At 74.8% G+C, this 20,733-nt stretch carries 20 protein-coding genes; 12 read left to right on the forward strand and 8 right to left on the reverse strand.

The features are described from left to right. Nucleotides 1-79: 79 nt before the first annotated feature. A complete protein-coding gene (locus tag AB0E05_RS06875; protein WP_361959983.1) occupies nucleotides 80-718 on the reverse strand; it encodes a TIGR03085 family metal-binding protein in 639 nt (212 codons plus the stop codon). Between the two features lie 120 nt (nucleotides 719-838). Between AB0E05_RS06875 and hisI the strand changes: the two genes are divergently transcribed. The 11 genes from hisI to lgt all read left to right on the forward strand — a co-directional run bounded on the left by hisI (nucleotide 839) and on the right by lgt (nucleotide 10,212). Continuing rightward, nucleotides 839-1,234, forward strand: a complete 396-nt coding sequence (hisI, locus tag AB0E05_RS06880) for a phosphoribosyl-AMP cyclohydrolase (protein ID WP_361959986.1) — start codon at nucleotides 839-841, stop codon at nucleotides 1,232-1,234. A gap of 17 nt (nucleotides 1,235-1,251) precedes the next feature. After that, the gene (locus tag AB0E05_RS06885) at nucleotides 1,252-2,844 is read left to right on the forward strand and encodes an anthranilate synthase component I (RefSeq protein WP_361960556.1); all 1,593 of its coding nucleotides are present in this window, start codon (nucleotides 1,252-1,254) and stop codon (nucleotides 2,842-2,844) included. 6 nt (nucleotides 2,845-2,850) lie between these two features. Next, complete coding sequence (locus AB0E05_RS06890) at nucleotides 2,851-3,531, forward strand: TIGR02234 family membrane protein (RefSeq protein ID WP_361959989.1); 681 nt, start codon at nucleotides 2,851-2,853, stop codon at nucleotides 3,529-3,531. A 163-nt stretch (nucleotides 3,532-3,694) separates the two neighbouring features. Continuing rightward, nucleotides 3,695-3,973 carry an HGxxPAAW family protein gene (locus AB0E05_RS06895; protein ID WP_361959992.1) on the forward strand — a complete coding sequence of 93 codons (279 nt, stop codon included), beginning with the start codon at nucleotides 3,695-3,697 and terminating at the stop codon, nucleotides 3,971-3,973. Nucleotides 3,974-4,116: 143 nt separating this feature from the next. Next, nucleotides 4,117-4,548 carry a DUF2752 domain-containing protein gene (locus AB0E05_RS06900; RefSeq protein WP_361959995.1) on the forward strand — a complete coding sequence of 144 codons (432 nt, stop codon included), beginning with the start codon at nucleotides 4,117-4,119 and terminating at the stop codon, nucleotides 4,546-4,548. A 302-nt stretch (nucleotides 4,549-4,850) separates the two neighbouring features. Next, nucleotides 4,851-5,660: an indole-3-glycerol phosphate synthase TrpC gene (gene trpC, locus AB0E05_RS06905; protein ID WP_361959998.1), complete on the forward strand. Its 810-nt coding sequence runs from the start codon at nucleotides 4,851-4,853 to the stop codon at nucleotides 5,658-5,660. Between the two features lie 8 nt (nucleotides 5,661-5,668). Continuing rightward, entirely contained in the window at nucleotides 5,669-5,863 is a 195-nt protein-coding gene (locus tag AB0E05_RS06910; protein ID WP_361960001.1) for a hypothetical protein, read from the forward strand. A 193-nt stretch (nucleotides 5,864-6,056) separates the two neighbouring features. Beyond that, complete coding sequence (gene trpB, locus AB0E05_RS06915) at nucleotides 6,057-7,295, forward strand: tryptophan synthase subunit beta (RefSeq protein WP_361960004.1); 1,239 nt, start codon at nucleotides 6,057-6,059, stop codon at nucleotides 7,293-7,295. After that, nucleotides 7,292-8,104 (forward strand): tryptophan synthase subunit alpha, encoded by an 813-nt coding sequence (trpA, locus tag AB0E05_RS06920; RefSeq protein ID WP_361960007.1) that lies wholly within the window; start codon nucleotides 7,292-7,294, stop codon nucleotides 8,102-8,104. The genes trpB and trpA overlap by 4 nt, the downstream gene beginning before the upstream one ends. Before the next feature lie 87 nt (nucleotides 8,105-8,191). Beyond that, nucleotides 8,192-9,094, forward strand: coding sequence for a thioredoxin domain-containing protein (locus tag AB0E05_RS06925; protein WP_361960010.1), 903 nt, complete (start codon nucleotides 8,192-8,194; stop codon nucleotides 9,092-9,094). Nucleotides 9,095-9,261: 167 nt separating this feature from the next. Beyond that, nucleotides 9,262-10,212: a prolipoprotein diacylglyceryl transferase gene (gene lgt / locus AB0E05_RS06930; protein WP_361960013.1), complete on the forward strand. Its 951-nt coding sequence runs from the start codon at nucleotides 9,262-9,264 to the stop codon at nucleotides 10,210-10,212. Between the two features lie 448 nt (nucleotides 10,213-10,660). On the opposite strand, the gene AB0E05_RS06935 is transcribed toward lgt, so the two are convergent. From AB0E05_RS06935 to AB0E05_RS06965, 7 genes are all read right to left on the reverse strand, one after another. After that, entirely contained in the window at nucleotides 10,661-11,470 is an 810-nt protein-coding gene (locus AB0E05_RS06935) for a CoA ester lyase (protein ID WP_361960016.1), read from the reverse strand. After that, a complete protein-coding gene (locus tag AB0E05_RS06940; RefSeq protein WP_361960019.1) occupies nucleotides 11,467-12,693 on the reverse strand; it encodes a CoA transferase in 1,227 nt (408 codons plus the stop codon). Before AB0E05_RS06940 ends, AB0E05_RS06935 begins: the two co-directional genes overlap by 4 nt. Beyond that, complete coding sequence (rbsK, locus tag AB0E05_RS06945) at nucleotides 12,690-13,610, reverse strand: ribokinase (protein WP_361960022.1); 921 nt, start codon at nucleotides 13,608-13,610, stop codon at nucleotides 12,690-12,692. Before rbsK ends, AB0E05_RS06940 begins: the two co-directional genes overlap by 4 nt. Continuing rightward, nucleotides 13,607-15,124: an ADP-ribosylglycohydrolase family protein gene (locus AB0E05_RS06950; protein WP_361960025.1), complete on the reverse strand. Its 1,518-nt coding sequence runs from the start codon at nucleotides 15,122-15,124 to the stop codon at nucleotides 13,607-13,609. The genes rbsK and AB0E05_RS06950 overlap by 4 nt, the downstream gene beginning before the upstream one ends. A 730-nt stretch (nucleotides 15,125-15,854) precedes the next feature. Then, nucleotides 15,855-17,051, reverse strand: a complete 1,197-nt coding sequence (locus AB0E05_RS06955; RefSeq protein ID WP_361960028.1) for an ADP-ribosylglycohydrolase family protein — start codon at nucleotides 17,049-17,051, stop codon at nucleotides 15,855-15,857. Further along, complete coding sequence (locus AB0E05_RS06960) at nucleotides 16,987-18,486, reverse strand: ADP-ribosylglycohydrolase family protein (RefSeq protein ID WP_361960031.1); 1,500 nt, start codon at nucleotides 18,484-18,486, stop codon at nucleotides 16,987-16,989. The genes AB0E05_RS06955 and AB0E05_RS06960 overlap by 65 nt, the downstream gene beginning before the upstream one ends. Next, a complete protein-coding gene (locus tag AB0E05_RS06965; RefSeq protein WP_361960034.1) occupies nucleotides 18,483-19,541 on the reverse strand; it encodes an ADP-ribosylglycohydrolase family protein in 1,059 nt (352 codons plus the stop codon). Before AB0E05_RS06965 ends, AB0E05_RS06960 begins: the two co-directional genes overlap by 4 nt. 250 nt (nucleotides 19,542-19,791) lie before the next feature. Between AB0E05_RS06965 and AB0E05_RS06970 the strand changes: the two genes are divergently transcribed. Then, the gene (locus AB0E05_RS06970; RefSeq protein ID WP_361960037.1) at nucleotides 19,792-20,520 is read left to right on the forward strand and encodes a VIT1/CCC1 transporter family protein; all 729 of its coding nucleotides are present in this window, start codon (nucleotides 19,792-19,794) and stop codon (nucleotides 20,518-20,520) included. Nucleotides 20,521-20,733: the final 213 nt, after the last annotated feature.

Below are 20,733 nucleotides of genomic sequence, written 5' to 3' on the forward strand. Positions count from 1 at the left end.
CTCTGGGCATGGGGGGCGGAACTGCGCGGGAACCACAGGCGGCCCGCAGGGGGCAACGCGGCCCGCCCCGGCGCCGGGGCTACAGCGGGATGCCCAGAGACGAGTCGCGGACCTTCGTGATCGCGGTCTGCTCGCCCTCCGTGTCCACCTGCGCAACCCCCTGGCGGCCGAAGGCGAACATCGTCAGCTCGCCCGGCGAGCCCGTCACCGTCACCACGGGCGTGCCCCGGTGCGCCACCACCGTCTGGCCGTCGGGGCGGCGCAGCACCAGGCCCGCCGGCGACTTGCGGCCCAGCAGTCGCGCTGCCTTCTCCAGCCGTGCCCACAGCGCGTCCTCGAACACCCGGTCCAGCGGGCGCGGGGTCCAGTCGGGCTGCGCCCGGCGGACGTCCTCCGCGTGCACGTAGAACTCGACCGTGTTCGCCGCTTCGTCCACCTGCTTGATGCCGTACGGCGACATCCGCGGCGGCCCGGTGCGGATCAGCTGGATCAGTTCTTCGTACGGCTTCGCCGCGAACTCCTCCTGGACCCGCGCCAGCCGGCCCTTGAGCGCCCCGATCAGGATGCCGCCGGCCGCGTCCGGGCGACGCTCGCGCACCACCACGTGGGCCGCGAGGTCCCTGGTCCGCCAGCCGTCGCACAGGGTCGGCGCATCGGGGCCGACGCCTTCGAGGAGGTCGGCGAGGATGAGCCGTTCACGCTTCGCATGGGTCGACATGTCCGCCAGCGTACGGCGGGCGGACCGCCTGCGCCCAGTGGCCCCGCGGTGGGGAGCGCACCGGGTCCGGCCCGTGGACGGGCCGTCCGCCCGCCGCACCCGACGCGGCACAATGGCCGCATGACCAGCCGCGTCCCCGAAAGCTCCCTCGACCCCGCGGTCGCCGCCCGCCTCCGGCGCAGCGCCGACGGGCTCGTGCCCGCCATCGCCCAGCAGTACGACACCGGAGAGGTGCTCATGCTCGGCTGGATGGACGACGAGGCCCTGCACCGCACCCTCACCACCGGACGCGCCACCTACTGGTCCCGCAGCCGGCAGGAGTACTGGGTGAAGGGGGACACCTCCGGGCACGTCCAGCACGTGAAGTCCGTCGCCCTCGACTGCGACGCGGACACCGTGCTCGTCAAGGTCGACCAGGTCGGTGCCGCCTGCCACACCGGCGACCGCACCTGCTTCGACGCGGACGTGCTGGACGTAGGGCCCCTCGTCCTGCCCGTCGAAGAGCCCGGAAAGTAGGGTCCGGCCCCATGACAATGGACCTCGACACCTTCCGCAAGCTCGCCGCGGACCGCCGCGTCATCCCCGTCAGCCGTCGGCTGCTCGCCGACGGGGACACCCCCGTCGCGCTCTACCGCAAGCTCGCCGCCGAGCGGCCCGGCACCTTCCTGCTGGAGTCCGCCGAGAACGGACGGTCGTGGTCGCGGTACTCCTTCGTCGGGGTGCGCAGCGCCAGCACGCTCACCGAGCGGGACGGCCAGGCCCACTGGCTGGGCACCCCGCCCGTCGGGGTCCCCGCGCACGGCGACCCGCTCGCCGCGCTGCGCGCCACGGTCGAGACCCTGCACACTCCCCCTACACCTGGCGGCGCGGGAGGTACCCCCACGGGAGACCTGGACGCCGGCATGCCGCCCTTCACCGGCGGCATGGTCGGCTACCTCGGCTACGACGTGGTGCGCCGGCTGGAGAAGATCGGCCCCGGCGAGCGAGACGACCTGAAGCTGCCCGAGCTGACGATGCTGCTCACCTCGGACCTCGCCGTGCTGGACCACTGGGACGGCACCGTCCAGCTGATCGCCAACGCGATCAACCACAACGACCTGGACACCGGCGTCGACGAGGCGTACGCGGACGCCGTCGCCCGGCTCGACGCGATGGAGCGCGACCTGGCCCGCCCGCTGGCGTCCGCGCCGGTCGCGCTGCCGCCGTCCGAGCTGCCCCCCTTCACCGCGCGGTGGGGCGGCCCGGAGTACCAGGACGCCGTGGAGGACGTGAAGGAGCGCATCCGCGCCGGCGAGGCGTTCCAGGTCGTGCCCTCCCAGCGGTTCGAGACGTCGTGCGCGGCGAGCGCCCTGGACGTCTACCGGGTGCTGCGGGCGACCAACCCCAGCCCGTACATGTACCTGTTCCGCTTCCCGGACTGTGACGGCGGCACCTTCGACGTGGTGGGCTCCAGCCCCGAAGCGCTCGTCAAGGTCGAGGACGGGCGCGCCCTGCTGCACCCCATCGCCGGGACCCGGCCGCGCGGCGCCACCCCGCAGGAGGACCACGACCTCGCCGAGGAGCTGCTGGCCGACCCCAAGGAGCGCGCCGAGCACCTGATGCTCGTCGACCTCGGCCGCAACGACCTGGGCCGGGTCTGCGAGCCCGGCACCGTCGAGGTCGTCGACTTCATGTCGATCGAGCGCTACTCGCACGTGATGCACATCGTCTCCACGGTCACCGGCGAGGTCGCCGCCGGCCGCACCGCCTTCGACGTGCTCACGGCCTGCTTCCCCGCCGGCACCCTCTCCGGGGCGCCCAAGCCCCGCGCGATGCAGATCATCGACGAGCTGGAGCCCTCCCGGCGCGGGCTGTACGGCGGCTGCGTCGGCTATCTGGACTTCGCCGGGGACTCGGACACCGCGATCGCCATCCGCACCGCCCTGCTGCGCGACGGCACGGCGTACGTCCAGGCCGGCGCGGGCGTGGTGGCGGACTCCGACCCCGTCGCCGAGGACACCGAGTGCCGCAACAAGGCCGCCGCGGTGCTCCGGGCCGTGCACACCGCCAACCGTCTCGCCGCCGCGGCGACGACCAGCGGGAACGACGACGGCCGGAGGGCGGCTGCGGAGGCCGCGGGCGCGTAAGGGATAGTGGGGTGCGTGAGCGCTGTTCCCGTACCCCAGCCCCGCGCCGGGGCTCACTCCCAGGCCGCAACTGCCGCGAAGAACGCGGACACCGGCCGGCGGACCCTCGGCGCAGCCCTCTTCCTCGGTGCCGCCGGCGCCACCGTCGTCCTGCTCGCCGCCGGCCAGACGTGGGCCGAGGGCGGTGCCACGGTCCCCGGCGGGACCCTGCCGGTGGACGTCGACGGCGGTGAGGTCACCGGTGTGCCCACCGCCCTCGCCATCGTCGGCCTCGCCGCCCTCGTCGCCGTCTTCGCCGTGGGCCGCAAGGGCCGACTGGTGGTCTCCGGGCTGCTGGCGCTCAGCGGCGCGGGCGCGACCGTCGCCGCCCTCGTCGGCGCCGGCGACTCCGACGCGCTCGAAGAGCAGGCGGCCAAGTACACCAGCGACACCGCCGCCGCCGTCTCCGGGGTGACGCACACGCCCTGGCCGTACGTGACGGCCGCGGCCAGCCTGCTGATCCTGCTCGCCGGGCTGCTGGCGCTCCGGTACGGCAAGCTCTGGCCCGCGATGTCCGGCCGCTACGAGCGCGACGGCACGCCCCGGCCCCGCAAGGCGCCCAAGGTCGACCCGGACCGCCCCGAGGACGTGTGGAAGGCCCTCGACCGCGGCGAGGACCCCACCGACGACCCCGCCCGGGGCACCTGACCGCCGGAACTGTCAGACGCGTCACCCTGCCTCCCGACCACGGATGGAGTACGGGACAATGGAGGACGGAAGGGTCTGACGACCCCCCCCGGAGCGCGACGGACCGCCGCCGCGTTCGCAGTACCCCGCGCGTCAGCGCGCACTCAGCAACGAGGAGCAACTCATGGCGGGCAGCGCCCACGGACACGGACACACCCCGGCCGCCTGGACCGGCGTCACCATCTCCTTCATCGGCTTCTGCGTCGCCGGTGTCTTCATGGTCGCGGCGAACCCCCTCGGGTTCTGGGGCGGCATCGCGATCACGCTCGTCGGCGGTGTCGTCGGCTACGGCATGAAGGCCGCCGGCATGGGCGCCCAGAAGGAGTCCGCCGAGCGCAAGCAGGCCCGTGAGCAGGCCGGCCGTGTGGTCGCCGAGCGCGTGGCCGCCCAGTCCACCATCTGACCACCCGCTCCGGGGCCGCGGTCGACCGCGGCCGTACGACGCGAGGCGCAGACCGGCACCGCCGGGCTGCGCCTTTTCGCACGAGCGGGGAGAATCGCACGGTGCCCCCTCCGACCGTGCCCCCAGCGCCTTCGACACCCCCCGTGACCGCCGCCGCTCCCCGGCCCGCGCCCCTCGCGCGGCGGCTGGTCGTGCCACTGGCCACCCTCGCCGCCGTCGGCGCCGCCTTCGCGTACGTCGGCGCCGTCGACCCGAACGAATCCGGTCACTATCCGACCTGCCCGCTGCTGGCCGTCACCGGCATCTACTGCCCCGGCTGCGGCGGGCTGCGCAGCGCCCACGCCTTCGTCCACGGTGACCTGGCGACCGCCTTCGGGGCGAACGCGGTCGCCGTCGTCGGCTACGGCGTCTTCGCCGTGCTGTGGACGCTGTGGCTGGTCCAGGTGGTCCGGGGCACCCCCGGCGCCACCTGGAAGGTCACCGTCCGGCCCCTGTGGTGGTGGCTGGCGGGCGCGGCCGTGCTCGTCTTCAGCGTCGTACGGAACCTGCCCTTCGGCTCCGCGCTGGCCCCGTGACCGCCGCGCCCGCCACCGACGGTGGGGGCGATGCCGTTGCCTTGACGGGCGCAGTAGCGCCGTGATGGCCAAGCGGGCTTGGCGACCGCAGCCCGGTGGATGGCTCGTCGCGCGGTTCCTCCCCCTACGCCCAGAGGGCGTGGGGGGGACCCCCACCTGTGCCCTGAGGGCACGGGGGGTCCCCCACGGTCCCAGTCAGTGGGACGGCGGACCACCGGATGCGAAGTCCGGGCCGTCCTGCGGATACCATCGAGGTGGTTGATCCCTGACCATCATCACCATCCCGGAAGGGGGCCGCTCGCGTGAGTGTGCTCGACGAGATCATCGAAGGCGTCCGCGCCGACCTCGCAGAGCGGCAGGCGCGGGTCAGCCTCGACGAGCTCAAGGAGCGCGCGGCCAAGGCGCCCGCCGCGAAGGACGGCGCCGCAGCGCTGCGCGGCGAGGGCGTCACCGTGATCTGCGAGGTCAAGCGCTCCAGCCCGTCGAAGGGCGCGCTGGCCGCGATCGCCGACCCCGCCGGACTCGCCGCCGACTACGCGGCGGGCGGCGCCGCCGCGATCTCCGTCCTCACGGAGGAGCGCCGCTTCGGTGGCTCGCTGGCCGACCTGGAGGCGGTGCGCGCCCGGGTCGACGTCCCGGTGCTGCGCAAGGACTTCATCGTCACCTCGTACCAGCTCTGGGAGGCCCGTGCCTACGGCGCCGACCTCGTGCTGCTGATCGTGGCCGCGCTGGAGCAGGAGGCCCTGGTCTCCCTGATCGAGCGCGCCGAGTCCATCGGTCTGACCCCGCTCGTCGAGGTCCACGACGAGGACGAGGTGGACCGCGCCGTCGACGCCGGCGCCCGGATCATCGGCGTGAACGCCCGCGACCTGAAGACCCTCAAGGTCGACCGCACCACCTTCGAGCGGGTCGCCCCCGAGATCCCGGCGAGCATCGTCAAGGTCGCCGAGTCCGGCGTCCGCGGGCCGCACGACCTGATCGCGTACGCCAACGCCGGCGCGGACGCCGTCCTCGTCGGCGAGTCCCTGGTGACCGGCCGCGACCCCAAGACGGCCGTCGCCGACCTCGTCGCCGCCGGCGCGCACCCCGCGCTGCGCCACGGCCGGAACTAGGGAAGCCCGTGTCCCTCGCCCGCCCTCCCGCGCCGGCCTCCGGTGACGCGTACGCCCGCCTCGCGCGCGGCTGCCGTCCCCGGGGCTGCCGCGCGCCGGCACGGCGGGTGCACGGGCGCAGGGTGCGCTATGTGATCGGCTCCGAGCCGGGCCAGGTCAACGGGATGCGATGGCCTACGGCCGCCGTCCGCGCGGTCGGCTGAGACGACCGCATCCGGCCCCTGTGCCCTGCGGGCACGGTGGGACCCCCCAGCGCCCCGGGCCGCTGCCCGGCCGTTCGCCGTACCCGCACGCCCGCGGCCCCTTCGGGGCGCCGTCGGCGCTGCCGGCGGTCGTACCGGCCCATCGATCCATCCACCCTTGAGCGGGGGCACGTGCCCCCAAGGAGTACGTCGGATGTCCTCTGACTTCTTCATCCCGGACCCGGAAGGCCAGGTCCCGAGCGCCGCGGGCTACTTCGGCGCCTTCGGCGGGAAGTTCATCCCCGAAGCCCTGGTCGCCGCCGTCGACGAGGTCGCCGTCGAGTACGAGAAGGCGAAGGCCGACCCCGCCTTCGCGGCCGAACTCGGTGACCTCCTCGTCCACTACACCGGCCGCCCGAGCCCGCTGACGGAGGTGACCCGGTTCGCCGAGCACGCCGGCGGGGCGCGGATCTTCCTCAAGCGGGAGGACCTGAACCACACCGGGTCCCACAAGATCAACAACGTGCTGGGGCAGGCGCTGCTCACCAAGCGCATGGGCAAGACGCGGGTGATCGCGGAGACGGGCGCCGGCCAGCACGGCGTGGCCACCGCCACCGCGTGCGCCCTCTTCGGCCTGGAGTGCACCATCTACATGGGCGAGGTCGACACCCAGCGCCAGGCGCTGAACGTCGCCCGGATGCGGATGCTCGGCGCCGAGGTCGTCCCGGTCTCCTCCGGGAGCAGGACCCTCAAGGACGCCATCAACGAGGCGTTCCGCGACTGGGTCGCCAACGTCGACCGCACCCACTACCTCTTCGGCACGGTCGCGGGCCCCCACCCCTTCCCGGCGATGGTCCGCGACTTCCACCGCGTCATCGGCGTCGAGGCGCGCCGCCAGATCCTGGAGCGCGTGGGTCGCCTCCCGGACGCGGCCGTGGCCTGCGTCGGCGGCGGCTCGAACGCCATCGGGCTCTTCCACCCCTTCGTGCCGGACGCCTCCGTCCGGTTGATCGGTTGCGAGGCCGCGGGCCACGGCGTGGACAGCGGCGAGCACGCGGCGACGCTGACCGTGGGCGAGCCCGGCATCCTGCACGGCTCGCGCTCGTACGTCCTCCAGGACGACGAGGGCCAGATCACCGAGCCGTACTCGATCTCCGCCGGGCTCGACTACCCGGGCATCGGCCCCGAGCACTCGTACCTCAAGGACATCGGGCGGGCCGAGTACCGCCCCGTCACCGACGACCAGGCGATGCAGGCGCTGCGGCTGCTGTCGCGCACCGAGGGCATCATCCCGGCGATCGAGTCCGCGCACGCGCTCGCCGGCGCCCTGGAGGTCGGCCGGGAGCTGGGCCCGGAGGGCCTGCTCGTGGTCAACCTGTCCGGCCGCGGCGACAAGGACATGGACACCGCCGCCCGCTACTTCGGGCTGTACGACGGGGAGGACGCCCAGTGAGCGGGAACGCGACGCTGCTCAGCGAGACGCTGGCCGCGGCCAAGGCCGAGGGCCGGGCCGCCCTGATCGCCTACCTCCCGGCCGGGTTCCCGACCGTGGACGGCGGCATCGAGGCGGTCAAGGCCGTCTTCGACGGCGGCGCCGACGTCGTCGAGGTGGGGCTGCCGCACAGCGACCCCGTCCTGGACGGGCCCGTCATCCAGACCGCCGACGACATCGCCCTGCGCGGCGGGGTGCGGATCGCGGACGTGATGCGCACGGTCCGCGAGGCGCACGCCGCCACCGGCAAGCCCGTGCTGGTGATGACGTACTGGAACCCGATCGACCGCTACGGCGTTGCCCGGTTCACCGCCGAGCTGGCCGAGGCGGGCGGCGCCGGCTGCATCCTGCCGGACCTGCCCGTCGAGGAGTCCGACCTCTGGCGCGAGCACGCCGACAAGCACGGTCTGGCGACCGTCTTCGTCGTCGCACCCAGCAGCAAGGACGCCCGCATCGCCCGGATCGCCGAGGCCGGCTCCGGCTTCGTCTACGCGGCGTCGCTGATGGGCGTCACCGGCACCCGCGAGTCCGTGGGCGCCCAGGCGGAGGACCTGGTGCGGCGCACCCGGGCCACCACCGACCTGCCGGTCTGCGTCGGCCTCGGGGTCTCCGACGCCACCCAGGCCCGTCAGGTCGCCGCCTTCGCGGACGGCGTGATCGTCGGCTCCGCGTTCGTCCAGCGGATCCTCGACGCGCCGGACGCCGCGGCCGGCACCGCGGGCGTCCGGAAGCTGGCCGCCGAGCTCGCCGAGGGCGTGCGCGCGGGCTGAAACGGACGCTTCTCGTACGGATCGCTCGTACGGGTGGATCTGGGACCGGGGAGGCGCGGGTGCGCCTCCCCGGTTCGTTTGCGGGGTGTGAGCGAGAAGAATCAGGAACCCAAGAGGACCGTGCGCGAGCGGATGCAGCAGGAGCGCGAGCGGGAGAAGGCCCAGGAGAAGAGGCGGCGCCTGCTGGTGGTGTCCGCGGGCGTGGTGGGCGTCCTCGGGCTGGCCGCCGTGGTCGGCGTGGTCGCGGCCAACGCCGACAAGGGCGACAAGGGCGGCAAGAGCGGGAACAACACCGCCGGACCGCTGCTGGCCCCCGCCGGGGCGGAGGGCAAGGAGCAGCTTGCCATCCGCGTCGGCGCGACCGACGCGCCCTCCACGCTCACGGTGTGGGAGGACTTCCGCTGCCCCGTCTGCGCCCAGTTCGAGAACGTGATGCGGGACGCCGTCCAGGACCTGGAGAAGTCCGGCGACCTCAAGGTCGAGTACCACTTCGCGACGATCATCGACGGGAACATGGGCGGCAGCGGCTCGCTGCGCGCGGCCAATGCGGTGGCCTGCGCCCAGGACGTCGGCAAGTTCGCCCCGTACCACGACGTCCTGTACCGGAACCAGCCGCCGGAGCCGGACGACGCCTTCGCGGACAACGACAAGCTGCTCGACCTGGCGAAGAAGGTCGACGGCCTGGACACCCCCGGCTTCCGCAGCTGCGTCCAGGACGGCACGCACGACTCCTGGGTCGCGAAGTCGAACGAGGCGTTCGCCGAGGGCCGCTTCCAGGGCACCCCGACGGTGCTGCTCAACGGCGAGTCGATCTTCCCGACGAAGGACGGCAAGCAGATCTCCCCGGAGAACCTGAAGAAGTGGGTCACCGAGGCGAACAAGGGCAAGGAGCCCGGCAAGGAGACCGGGAGCGCGGAGCCGGGCGGTAGCGAATCGGGCGCCGGGACCGACACCGGGCGGTCTTCCGAGCCCGGGCCCGCGACCTCGTAAGGACGCGCTCGCGGAGCGTGTCGGCCCCGTGCCCCGCCCGGGTCGTACGCCGGTTCTCCACCGGCTCGCCCGGGCGCGCACGGGGCCTTCGTGTGCGCAGAGTTATGCAGAAGTTGCCGGGGGAGGTTGTCGCTCCCACTGCTAAGCAAGGTAGCGTCGGACCTGCCATGGACCTTGCCTACATTCCCAGCCCGTCGTCCGGCGCGATCCACCTCGGACCGCTGCCGCTGCGCGGCTACGCACTGTGCATCATCATCGGCGTCTTCGTGGCCGTCTGGTACGGCAACAAGCGCTGGATCGCCCGCGGCGGCAAAGCCGGCACGGTGGCCGACATCGCCGTCTGGGCCGTGCCCTTCGGCCTCGTCGGCGGCCGGCTGTACCACGTCGTCACCGACTACCAGCTGTACTTCAGCGAGGGCAAGAACTGGGTCGACGCCTTCAAGATCTGGGAGGGCGGCCTCGGGATCTGGGGCGCGATCTCCCTCGGTGCGGTCGGCGCCTGGATCGGCTGCCGCCGCCGCGGCATCCCGCTGCCGGCCTACGCCGACGCGCTCGCGCCGGGCATCGCCTTCGCGCAGGCGATCGGCCGCTGGGGCAACTGGTTCAACCAGGAGCTGTACGGCAAGCCGACTGACCTGCCGTGGGCGCTGAAGATCAGCGAGGGGACGAACCGCGAGGCCGGCCTCTACCACCCGACGTTCCTGTACGAGTCCCTGTGGTGCATCGGCGTCGCGGTCCTGGTCATCTGGGCGGACCGTCGCTTCAAGCTGGGCCACGGGCGGGCCTTCGCCCTGTACGTGGCGGGCTACTGCGCGGGTCGCGGCTGGATCGAGTACATGCGGGTGGACGAGGCGCACGAGGTCCTGGGCCTGCGGTTGAACGTCTGGACCGCGATCGTGGTGTTCGTGCTGGCGGTGGCGTACATCGTGATCTCGTCGCGGGTGCGGCCGGGCCGCGAGGAGATCGTGGAGCCGGACGCCAAGTCCCAGGGGGCCCAGGAGTCCCTGGAGACCCCGGACCCCGCGCAGTCCGCTGACGCGGACGGTGACACGGACCCCAAGCCCGAGGCCCCGGCAAAATCCCCGGGTTCCCCGACCCCAACGGAAGCCCCGAAGTAGCCCTGCGCTCACGAAGGCTCGTCCGCGCCGTTTTCGCGCCCCTGTGCCCTTGCGGGTACGGGGGCGCGAGGCTATCTAGACACCTTCGCCGTTTCCCTGCGGGCACGTTGGTCCCCTGCGGACCGTGGATGGTGCTCGCGCAGTTCCCCGCGCCCCTGATTCGCTGCCCCCGCCACTCGCCTGCGTGCCGGGGTGGGGGTTTAGGGGTGCTGGGGGTCCCCCCCCATGCCCTCTGGGCATAGGGGGGGGCGGAACTGCGCGACAAGCCACCCACGGTCCGCAGACGAACGGGGGGTCTAGGGGCGCGGGGAACTGCGCGAACAGCCCCCACCGGGCCGCGGGGATCAACGCTCCCGCAGGGCAACGGCGGGGGTGGCCAGGGCCCGATCAGCCGCAGGCGGGAGTGCTCCCGTGGGGAAGCGGCACCCCGCCCCAGAGGCCGCTCACGTCAGGGAGCCACTCGGCGGGCCAGGGATAGGACGCGTTCCGCCGTCGCGACGATCGCCGCGTCCACGAAGCGGCCGTCCGGCAACGCCTGCGCCCCTTCCGCCCGCGCCGCCGCCCGCACCACCTCCACCGCCGCCGCGATCTCCTCCGGCGTCGGGCGGAAGGCGCGCTCGATGACCGGGAGCTGGCGCGGGTGGATCGCCGCGCGGCCCACGAAGCCGAGGGCCCGGCCGTGCGTGCAGGACGCGTACAGGCCGTCCAGGTCGCGGATGTCCGGGAAGACGGACTGCACCGGCGGCGCCAGGCCCGCCGCCCGCGCGGCGACCACGATCCGGGTGCGCGGCCAGTCCAACCCCGCGCCGCCGCGCACGCCGAGGTCGGCGCGGAGGTCCGCCTCGCCGATGCCGATGCCGCGGACGGCCGGGTGCGCGCTGGCGATGGCGTACGCGTGCTCGATCGCCAGCGCGGATTCGAGCAGCGGATAGAGCGGGACGCCGGGCGCGAGGGCGGCGACGGGGGGAATGTCAGTGCCGTGTGTCACCTTGGGAACACGGAGGGCAGCCAGGCCGGGCAGTCCGGTCAGGGTCTCGATCTCTTCGGGCGAGCGGGGGGAGTTGATGCGGACGTGGACGGGCAGCGGCTGCGGGTCGGTGAGGAGTTCGACGGTCGCGGCGAGGGCGTATTTCTTGCGGTCGGGGGCGACCGCGTCCTCCAGGTCGACGATCACGACGTCCGCGCCGGAGTCGATCGCCTTGCGCACGACCTCGGGGCGGTCGCCCGGGGCGTAGAGATAGGTGAGGGAGATGTTCATAGCGCGCCCTGGGTGCGGAGTGCGGTGATCTCGTCGGGGCTCATGCCCAGCTCGGTGAGGACGGCCTCGGTGTCGGCGCCGTGGGGGCGGCCGGCCCAGCGGATGGCGCCGGGGGTCTCCGAGAGCCGGAAGAGGACGTTCTGCATCCGGATCGGGCCCAGCTCCGGGTCGTCGACCTCGGTGACGGTGTCCAGCGCGCGGTATTGGGGGTCGTCCAGCACGTCCCGTACGTCGTAGACGGGCGCGATCGCGGCCTCCGCCTTCTCGAAGGCGGCCAGCACCTCGGACCGGGGGCGGCGGGCGATCCAGCCGCCGACCGCGGCGTCGAGTTCGTCGGCGTGCTCCGCGCGCCCGGTGCCGCTGGCGAACCAGGACTCGTCGACGAGGTCGGCGCGGCCGACGAGCCGCAGCACGCGTTCGGCGACGGACTGCGCCGAGGTGGAGACGGCGACCCAGCAGCCGTCCGCGGTGCGGTAGGTGTTGCGGGGGGCGTTGTTGCGGGAGCGGTTGCCCAGGCGCGGCTGGACGTAGCCGAGCTGGTCGTACCAGAGGGGTTGGGGGCCCAGGACGGTGAGGATCGGTTCGATGATCGCCATGTCGACGACCTGGCCGCGCCCGGTGGTGGCGCGGGCGGTGAGCGCGGTGAGCACGGCGTAGGAGGTCGCGAGGGCCGCGATCGAGTCGGCGAGGCCGAAGGGGGGCAGCGTCGGCGGGCCGTCGGGCTCGCCGGTGGCGGCGGCGAAGCCGCTCATGGCCTCGGCGAGGGTGCCGAAGCAGGGGCGGTGGGAGTACGGGCCGAACTGCCCGAAGCCGGTGACCCGGGTCAGGACGAGCCGGGGGTTCGCCCGGCTGAGTTCGTCCCAGCCCAGGCCCCAGCGCTCCAGCGTCCCGGGGCGGAAGTTCTCGATGACGACGTCCGCGGTGGCGGCCAGCTTCAGCAGGGCGTCCCGGCCGCCGGGGGAGGACAGGTCGAGCGTGATGGTGCGCTTGTTGCGGCCGAGCAGCTTCCACCACAGGCCGACGCCGTCCTTGGCGGGGCCGTGGCCCCGGGAGGGGTCGGGGCGCTCGGGGTGCTCGACCTTGATCACCTCGGCGCCGAAGTCACCGAGCATCGTTGCGGCGAGGGGGCCGGCGAAGAGCGTTGCGAGGTCCAGTACGCGCAGGTCGCGCAGGGGAGCGTGCGGGGCGTGCGGGGCGGGGGGCGTGGGCGGCGTGGGCGTCATCGGGGGTCGTCCTCCGGGGCGGGGGTCGGGGCGCAGGCCGCGTCGATCTCCGGGCGGTACGGCATGGAGGTGGACGCGCCCTCGCGCTGGACGCAGAGCGCGGCGGCGCAGGACGCCCAGCGCAGGGCTTCGCGCACGGGCCGCCCCTCGCCGAGCGCCACGGCCAGCGCGCCGGTGAAGGTGTCGCCCGCGCCGGTGGTGTCCACGGCGGTCACCCGTGGCGCCGGCACGGCGATCGGCTCGCCGTCCCGGCGGGCGTGCAGGCAGCCCGCCGCGCCCAGGGTGATGACGACCTCGGGCACCTGGCGCAGCAGCGCCCGTGCTGCGGCGCGGGGGTCGGCGACGCCGGTGAGCCGCGCCGCCTCGTGCTCGTTGGGCACCAGCAGGTCGGTGACGGCGAGCAGTTCGGGCGGCAGCGGCTGGACGGGCGCGGGCGTGAGCACGGTCCGTACGCCGTGGCGGCGGGCCGCGGCGGCGCCGTCGAGCACGGCGCTGAGCGGGAGTTCGAGTTGGAGCAGGAGCAGGTCGGCCGCGGCGATCAGGGTCTCGTCGCCGGGGGAGAGGGCGGTGACGGTGCCGTTGGCGCCGGGGACGACGACGATCGCGTTGCCGCCGTCGTCGTCGACCACGACGTGCGCCGTGCCGGAGGGGCCTTCCGCGGTGCGCAGCAGGTCGGTGTCGACGCCGGACGCCTCCAGCGCGTGCCGCAGCCGCTCGCCGAAGGGGTCCGCGCCGACCGCGCCGATGAGGGCCACGTCCCCGCCCGCGCGGGCGGCGGCGACGGCCTGGTTGGCGCCCTTGCCGCCGGGGACCGTGCGGAAGGCGCGTCCGGTGACCGTCTCGCCGCGCTTGGGCGGGTGGGCGACGTAGGCGACGAGGTCCATGTTGGTGCTGCCGAGCACCACGATCGTCGTCATGGGCGTTGGGCCTCCTGGTGGGTGAGGTGGGCGAGGGCGTCGAAGCCGATCCCGTCGAACGTGCCGACGGAGGTGGCCAGCCGGTTCTTCAGCGGGCCGGTCCACCGCTCGCCGAGGCCCGCGGGGTGTCCGGCGAGCAGACCGCTGATCGAGCCGGCGGTGGCGCCGTTGGAGTCGGTGTCCCAGCCGCCCGACACGGCGCGGCAGACGGTGCCGCCGAAGTCGCCGTCGGCATGCGTGAGCGCGGCGGCGAGCACGGCGGCGTTGGGGACGGCGTGCACCCAGTGGTAGTGCCCGAGCGCCCGGTGGAGCCGGTCCACGACCGCGTCGAACTCCGCTTCGGCGCGGGCCGTTTCGATGCCGAGGCGGACGGCGCCGGCGAGCCTGGATTCCGGGGGCACCACGGTCAGACCGGTGGCCAGCGCCTGGTGGACCCCGGCGCCGCCGCCGGCCGCGGCGATCGTCGCGGCGACGAACATCGCCGCGTACACGCCGTTCGCGGTGTGGGTGAGGACGGCGTCCCGATGGGCCTGGGCGGCTGCGGCGCCCGGGTTGCCCGGGTGGGTCCAGCCGTGGACGTCGGCGCGGATGGCGGCGCCGATCCACTCCCGGAAGGGGTTGTGGTGGCGGGCCGTTTCGGGGGGCTCCACCCCGGCCAGCAGATTGCGGTACGCGATGCGCTCGGCGGTGAAGGTCCGGCCGGCGGGCAGTTCGTCCAGCCAGAGCGCGGCCACGTCGCGGGTGGTGAAGCCCCGTCCGTACCGCTGGAGCAGCAGGAGGTTGAGCAGCGGGTAGTTGAGGTCGTCGTCCTCGGGCATGCCGTCGATGTTCTCGGCGAGCGAGGTGGTGGCGGAGCGGCGGTTCCACGGGTGGGCGCGGGCCAGGTCGTCCGGCAGTCCCTCGGCGGTGAACCAGGTCCGCAGCGGCCAGTTGCCGGTCGCGGCGGCGAGCGCCCGGATCCCGGAGAGGGGCAGCTTCTCCACCGGCTTGCCCAGCAGGCACCCGACGGCCCGGCCGAGCCAGGCGGCGTGCAGGGCGTCGACGCGGCCGTGCCCGGGGGAGGCCGGGCGGGGGAGGTGCCGGGAGCCGACCGTCACGTCCGCGCCCGGCGCGTCGTCGTCCACCGGCACGCCCTGGCTGCGGCACCGGGGCGCGGCGGGCCAGTCCGGGCACGCGGCGAGGATCGCCGCCAGGTCGGTGGGCTCGCGGTCCGCGCAGCGCCCCGGCAGGGCGGCCAAATCGTCCAGCAGCCGCTCCGCGAGGGCCCGCAGCCGCGGGGTGGCGGGGCTCGGCGACGCGCCGGCCGCGGCGGGCGCGGGTGCGCCACCGGCGTCCCGCCAGGTCTCCGCGACGACGCCGACGGCCCGCGGATCCCGCCCGTCCTCCCCGGCCTGCCGCAACTCGTGCCCCACCAGGTCCTCCGGCTGCACCCACGTCACCCGCAGCGCATCGCCCCGCCCGACGACGGGCCGTTCGTCCCCCGTCTCCGCGACGGTGGCCACGATCGAGGTCATGACGCCACGCCTTCCGCGAGGTGCGTGAGCGGTGGGCGCACGGCCCGTCGTCGGCGGCTTGCGGCCCGCGGCCCGCCGCGCCTGCCGTGTTCGGCGGTGCCGTACGGCGTCGTCCGCGCGTGCCGGCCGCGGAGCCCGGGCCCGCTTCCGCGGGGAGCCCGCTCGCAGGGCCCCGCCGTACCGGGTGCCGTCGTCGGTGCGTGGGTGCGCCGGGGACGTACGACCCAGGCGCACGGTCCCCAGGGCGTCGGCCCAGTGCGCCCCGCGGCTCCGCGCGACGTCGTCGGGGCGGGCCGGAACCGTACCGCCCGCGCTGACGGACCCGGGGGGACGGTTCCTGCGGTGGGGGTGCCGCCGTGCCCGCGGGGCACAGGGGGCCAGGGGTGCGCGACGACGCCGGGGTCCCCCGTCCCTGCCCGACGGGCTACGGGGAGAGGTGCGGTGCCGGGGAGCGTCAGCCCGGCGAGGTCCATCGGACGCGCCCTCAGGCGGGGGCAGTGGCACCGTGGCGTGGCCGTGCCGGGTCGGCGCGCGGCGCGGGGCGTTCGACGGTGGGCACGGCCTCCTGCCGGGACGGGGTGCGAAGGGCGCGCCCGGCCTGCGATGCCCGGGACGCGCGCTCTCCCCTGTACTCCGTCGGACGGGATCGTCAGCGGGTGCGGGCGGCCACCCCCGGCCGGAACGGCGGCCGGGGGTGTGTGCGGAGCGCGCTCCCGCGGCGCGGGTGTGCTCACGTGGGGTCACCCGCCAGGAGGGCGAAGTGGTCCTCGTGGGCGCGGCGGCGGTCGAGGTCGCGGGCGAAGACCTCGCGGGCGACCGCGGCCAGTTCGCGGGCCGGTGCGTGCAGGTCCAGGCGGCTGGCCCCGGCGACGGTCTTCGACCACTCCTGCGGGATCGCCGACTCGCCGTGCAGGGCGCCCGCGATCGCGCCCGCCATGGTGGCGATGGAGTCGCAGTCCCGGCCGTAGTTGACGGAGCCCAGCACCGTGCGCCGGTACTCCCCGCCGCCGATCAACAGCATGCCGAGGGCGATCGGCAGCTCCTCGATCGCGTGCAGCCGCGACGGTCGCCGCGCCCCCAGCGAGGGGGCGCGGTAGTCCGGACCCACCGTGTCGAAGGGGGCGACCGCCGCGCGCAGCGCGGTGAGCGCGGGCTCGAAGTCCGTATGTCGTACGGCGACTTCGGCCACCGCCTCGATCGCGGTGCGCGTGCCGTCCTTCGCCAGGGCGAGCGCCGCGTCCACGACGGACGCCGGGGTGGCGCCGGGGGCGCAGGCCGCGGCCACGCTCGCCGCGAAGACGCCCGCCGCCTCCCGCCCGTACGAGGACTGGTGCGCGCCGGCGACGTCCAGGGCTTCGGCGTACGCGGCGGCCGGGTGGGCCGCGTTCACCAGGCCCACGGGCGCCATGTACATCGCGGCGCCGCAGTTGACGATGTTGCCCACGCCCGCCTCGCGCGGGTCGACGTGGCCGTAGTGCACCCGGGCCACCAGCCACTTCTCCGCGAGGAAGAGCCGTTGCAGCGGCAGCGCCTCCGCCTCCAGCTCGGGGATCCAGCGCGGGGTGGTCATCAGGTCGGGGACCAGGTGGTCGGCGACGGCGTACGCGTCGAGGTGGTCGCGGACCGTGGCGTACACCCGGATCAGCGCGTGCGTCATCAGGGTGTCGTCGGTGACGTGCCCGTCGCCCTTGTGGTACGGCGCGATGGGGCGGGCGGTGCGCCATTCGGCGCCGTTCCAGGGGCCGACGACGCCCTGGACCCGGCCGCCGTGGCGCTCGGCGATCTGCTCGGGGGCGTACCCCTCGACGGGGCCGCCGAGCGCGTCCCCCACGGCCGCGCCGACCAGGGCGCCGGCGATGCGGTCATCGAGTCCCGGCGACGCGGGGGTGATGGGGGGAATTGGTGGAGTTAGGGCGCTTGGCGTCATTGGTGCCGTTTGTGTCATGCCGGGATTGTCCACCTCGGGTGGTCGGTTCCGTGGGTGCCAGCCGCTCGGCGAGTTCGACCAGGTCCGTGCCCGCGAGCCGCGGCAGGGCGCAGCCCGCGAGGGTGCGGCAGGCTTGCCGCCAGGTGTCGGGGATCGCTCCGCCGCCGCCCAGGACGCCGGTGAGCGCCCCCGCGAGCGCGGGCGCCGAGTCCGCGACGCGGGAGAGGCAGGCCGCGGTCGGCACGGCCTCGGCGACCCGTCCGCCGGCCGCCGTCACCACCGCGAGTGCCACCGGAACGGTCTCCGCCGCGGCGATCCCGTAGCTGTAGACGTGGTCGACGATCTGGTGCTCCAACAGCGGTACGAGGGCGAACGCCCCGCAGTCGCCCTCCATGGAGCGGGCGAGCCGCACCGCGTGCTGGGCGTTGCGGCCGATCTCGGTGGAGTCCGGCAGTTGGGCGAGGGCGGCGTCCACGGCGTCGTCCACGCCCGCGCCGCCGAGGGCGGCGGCCACCGCCGCGGCCATCGCACGGGCGCCGTGGACCCCGTCGCCGTCCTGGGTGTAGCGGGCGTCGAACTCCGCGAGCGCGGCGGCGGAGTCGGGGTCCCCGGGGTGGACGACCGCGAGGACGGCGGCCCGCACGCACGCGGCGTCGTCGAAGTAGTGCGGGTTGTCGTGGCCGGTCGCCGGCGGGCGCAGCCCGGTCGCGAGGTTGCCGAGCCCGGCGCGTACGGAGATCCGGGCGCGCAGCGGCAGTACGGCCGACTCGACCTCGGGCGCGCGGGCCGCGGCGGCGGCGACCTCCGCGGCGAGTGCGTTCCACGCCAGGTCGACGGCGGCGCGCAGCCGTTCGCCGGGCGCGAGGTTCGCGAAGAGGTCGCCGGCCGCGGTGAGCACCGTCTCGGCCGCGAAGGCCGCCCATTCGGCGTCGTCGGACGGGCCGAGGCGCAGGGGCTCGGGGGGTTGGTTGAGGGCGATGGGGACGGGGAGGGTGGTCGTCGCGTTCTGTTCGGCGAAGGTGTCCAACTCCCGGGTCAGCCGCCGGGTCCACTCGGGCATCCGGGCGGCCCGGTGCCGCGCGGCGGGCCAGCCTGCGGCGTCGCCCGCGGCGAGGCCGAGCAGCAGGCCCTCCACGGGACGCTCGACCGCGGGCCGGCCGCGCGGGTTCCGGTGGCGGGTGTTCGGGCCGGCCGTGGTGGAGGAGGCGTCAGTGGGCGGTGCGATGGACGGGGCGATGAGGACGCGGGCGCCCTCGGGGGTCGCTGTCGGCCTCGGTGCGGCCTCGGGGAGGCGGACCGTTCCTGCGGTGGACGCGGTGCGCAGCGTCCGTTCCCTGCCGGCACTCGTACCTGCACCCGTACTCGTGCTCGTACGCGTACGGGCTGACGCGGTGTGTCCGGCGCCCTCGCCGCCGGCCTGCGCTCCGGTGGTCACGACGCCGCCTTCGGGTCGTCGTCCGGGGTGAGCAAGTCGGCGACGTCGAGGACGTGCTGACCGGCCATCGACGGCAGACAGCTGCCGCGCACCGGCCCGATCGCCGACGCCCATGCCTCCGGGATCGCCGCCGTCCCGTGGACCGCGCCGGCCAGCGCGCCCGCGACCGCCGCCGTCGTGTCCGCGTCCCGGCCCATGTTGACCGCGGTCAGCACCGAGGCGCGGAAGTCGCCGCGGGCCGCCGCGAACGCGCCGAAGGCCAGCCCCACCGCCTCCGGCGCCAGGTCCGTCCACGGGTAGCCGCCGATGACCACCGAGGACCGCACGGCGCGCTCCATCGTCAGGGTGTCCGGGTACGTGCGCTGGGCGGTGACCACCCCGCGGCGCAGCGAACGCGCCGTCCAGGAGTCCATCGGGATCACGGACAGCGCGGCCCCGATCACCCCGGCCGGCCCCGCGCCCGTCATCGCGGCGGCGACGCCCGCGGCGACCGCCTGGCCGCCGTAGATGCCCTCGCCGTCGTGGCTGACGGACCCGTCGATGGTCACCAGCCGGGCCGCTTCCAGAGGGCGCCCGGCCGCGAACACGCCGAACGGCGCGGCCCGCATGGCGAGTCCGTCGCTCCACGCGTGGCGGTGCTGGGCCGAGATGGGGGCGGCGAGCCCGCGCCGGAGGTTCTCCAACGTGCCGCGCTCGCTGAAGCCCGCGCCCCTGAAGGGCCCTTCGTCCAGGTCCGCGATCCAGTGGTGCCACGCCTTCTCCACGTGCGCCACGGTCAGCGCGGAGCCGTGCCGGGCGAGCAGGAGGCCGGAGAAGATGGCGTACTCGGTGTCGTCCGTACCGGCCGGGTCGTCCTCGACGAAGCCTTCGATGCGGCCCCAGCGGCGACGGATCTCGGAGGGGCGCAGGTTCTCCGCGGGCGCCCCGAGCGCGTCGCCCACCGCGAGACCGAGGAGCGCGCCGCAGGCGCGGTCGCGCAGGGTCGGTGCGGGGGCGGCCGACGGCCGTGGCGCGGGGTCGAACGGATCGGCGGGACTGCATGCAACCAGCTCCATGAGGAGGGCCCCTTTCGCGCGCGCGAGCCTGATGCCTGCATCTGTGCCACACGCGGCGCGGGACGATTCTGAGTTGCGTCCCAGTCACCCCAACTGTCACCCGGGAGAGCTCAGACAGCTCCGCGCCAGCCCAGGTAAGTACGGCCTACCTTGCTAGCGCGCCCCTTACATCGCGCGTATTTTCGATGGTGTTCGAGGGAGCGGAACGATCAGTTCCGCTGGGTACGGACGGGGAAGCCAGGGGAGAGGCATGTCCATCATCGAGTCCGCAGCGACGCTGCACGAGGCACACCGCGACAACCACACGCACCGGGACGTCAACGGCGGCTGGCTGCGGCCGGCGGTCTTCGGCGCGATGGACGGGCTGGTCTCCAACCTCGCCCTGATGACCGGCGTTGCGGGCGGTGCGGCATCCTCGCAGACCATCGTCATCACCGGGCTCGCGGGGCTCGCGGCCGGCGCGTTCTCGATGGCGGCGGGGGAGTACACCTCGGTCGCCTCCCAGCGGGAGCTGGTCCAGGCGGAACTGGACGTGGAGCGCCGCGAGTTGCGCAGGCACCCGGTGGACGAGATGGAGGAGCTGGCGGCGCTGTACGTGGCGCGGGGCGTGGAGCCCGGGCTCGCCCGGGAGGTCGCGATGCAACTCTCCAAGGACCCCGAGCAGGCGCTGGAGATCCATGCGCGGGAGGAACTGGGGATCGACCCGGACGACCTGCCGTCGCCGCTGGTCGCGGCGGTCTCCTCCTTCGGCGCGTTCGCCCTCGGCGCGCTGGTGCCGGTGCTGCCGTACCTACTGGGCGCGAGTGCGCTGTGGCCGGCGGTGCTCTTGGCGCTGCTGGGCCTCTTCGCGGCGGGTGCGCTGGTGGCGCGGGTGACGGCGCGGAGCTGGTGGTTCAGCGGGTTGCGACAGCTGGTGCTGGGCGGAGTCGCGGCGGCGCTGACGTACGCCCTGGGCACGGTGCTGGGCGCAGCGCTCTAGCGGTTGCCCGCGCCCGGGCTGCGCCCCGCACCCCCGCGCCCGGGCTGCGCCCCGCACCCCCGCGCCCGGGCTGCGGGGCGCGCCCCTGGACGTCCTCGCCGTTTCCTTGAGGAGCGTCGGTCTCTGCGGGTCGGTGGGGCCTGTTCGCGCAGTTCCGCCCCCTATGCCCAGAGGGCATGGGGGACCCCCAGCGCCCCTGTTTCGCTGCCCCCG

This window comes from Streptomyces sp. NPDC048057, assembly GCF_040653095.1.
Classification (GTDB): domain Bacteria; phylum Actinomycetota; class Actinomycetes; order Streptomycetales; family Streptomycetaceae; genus Streptomyces.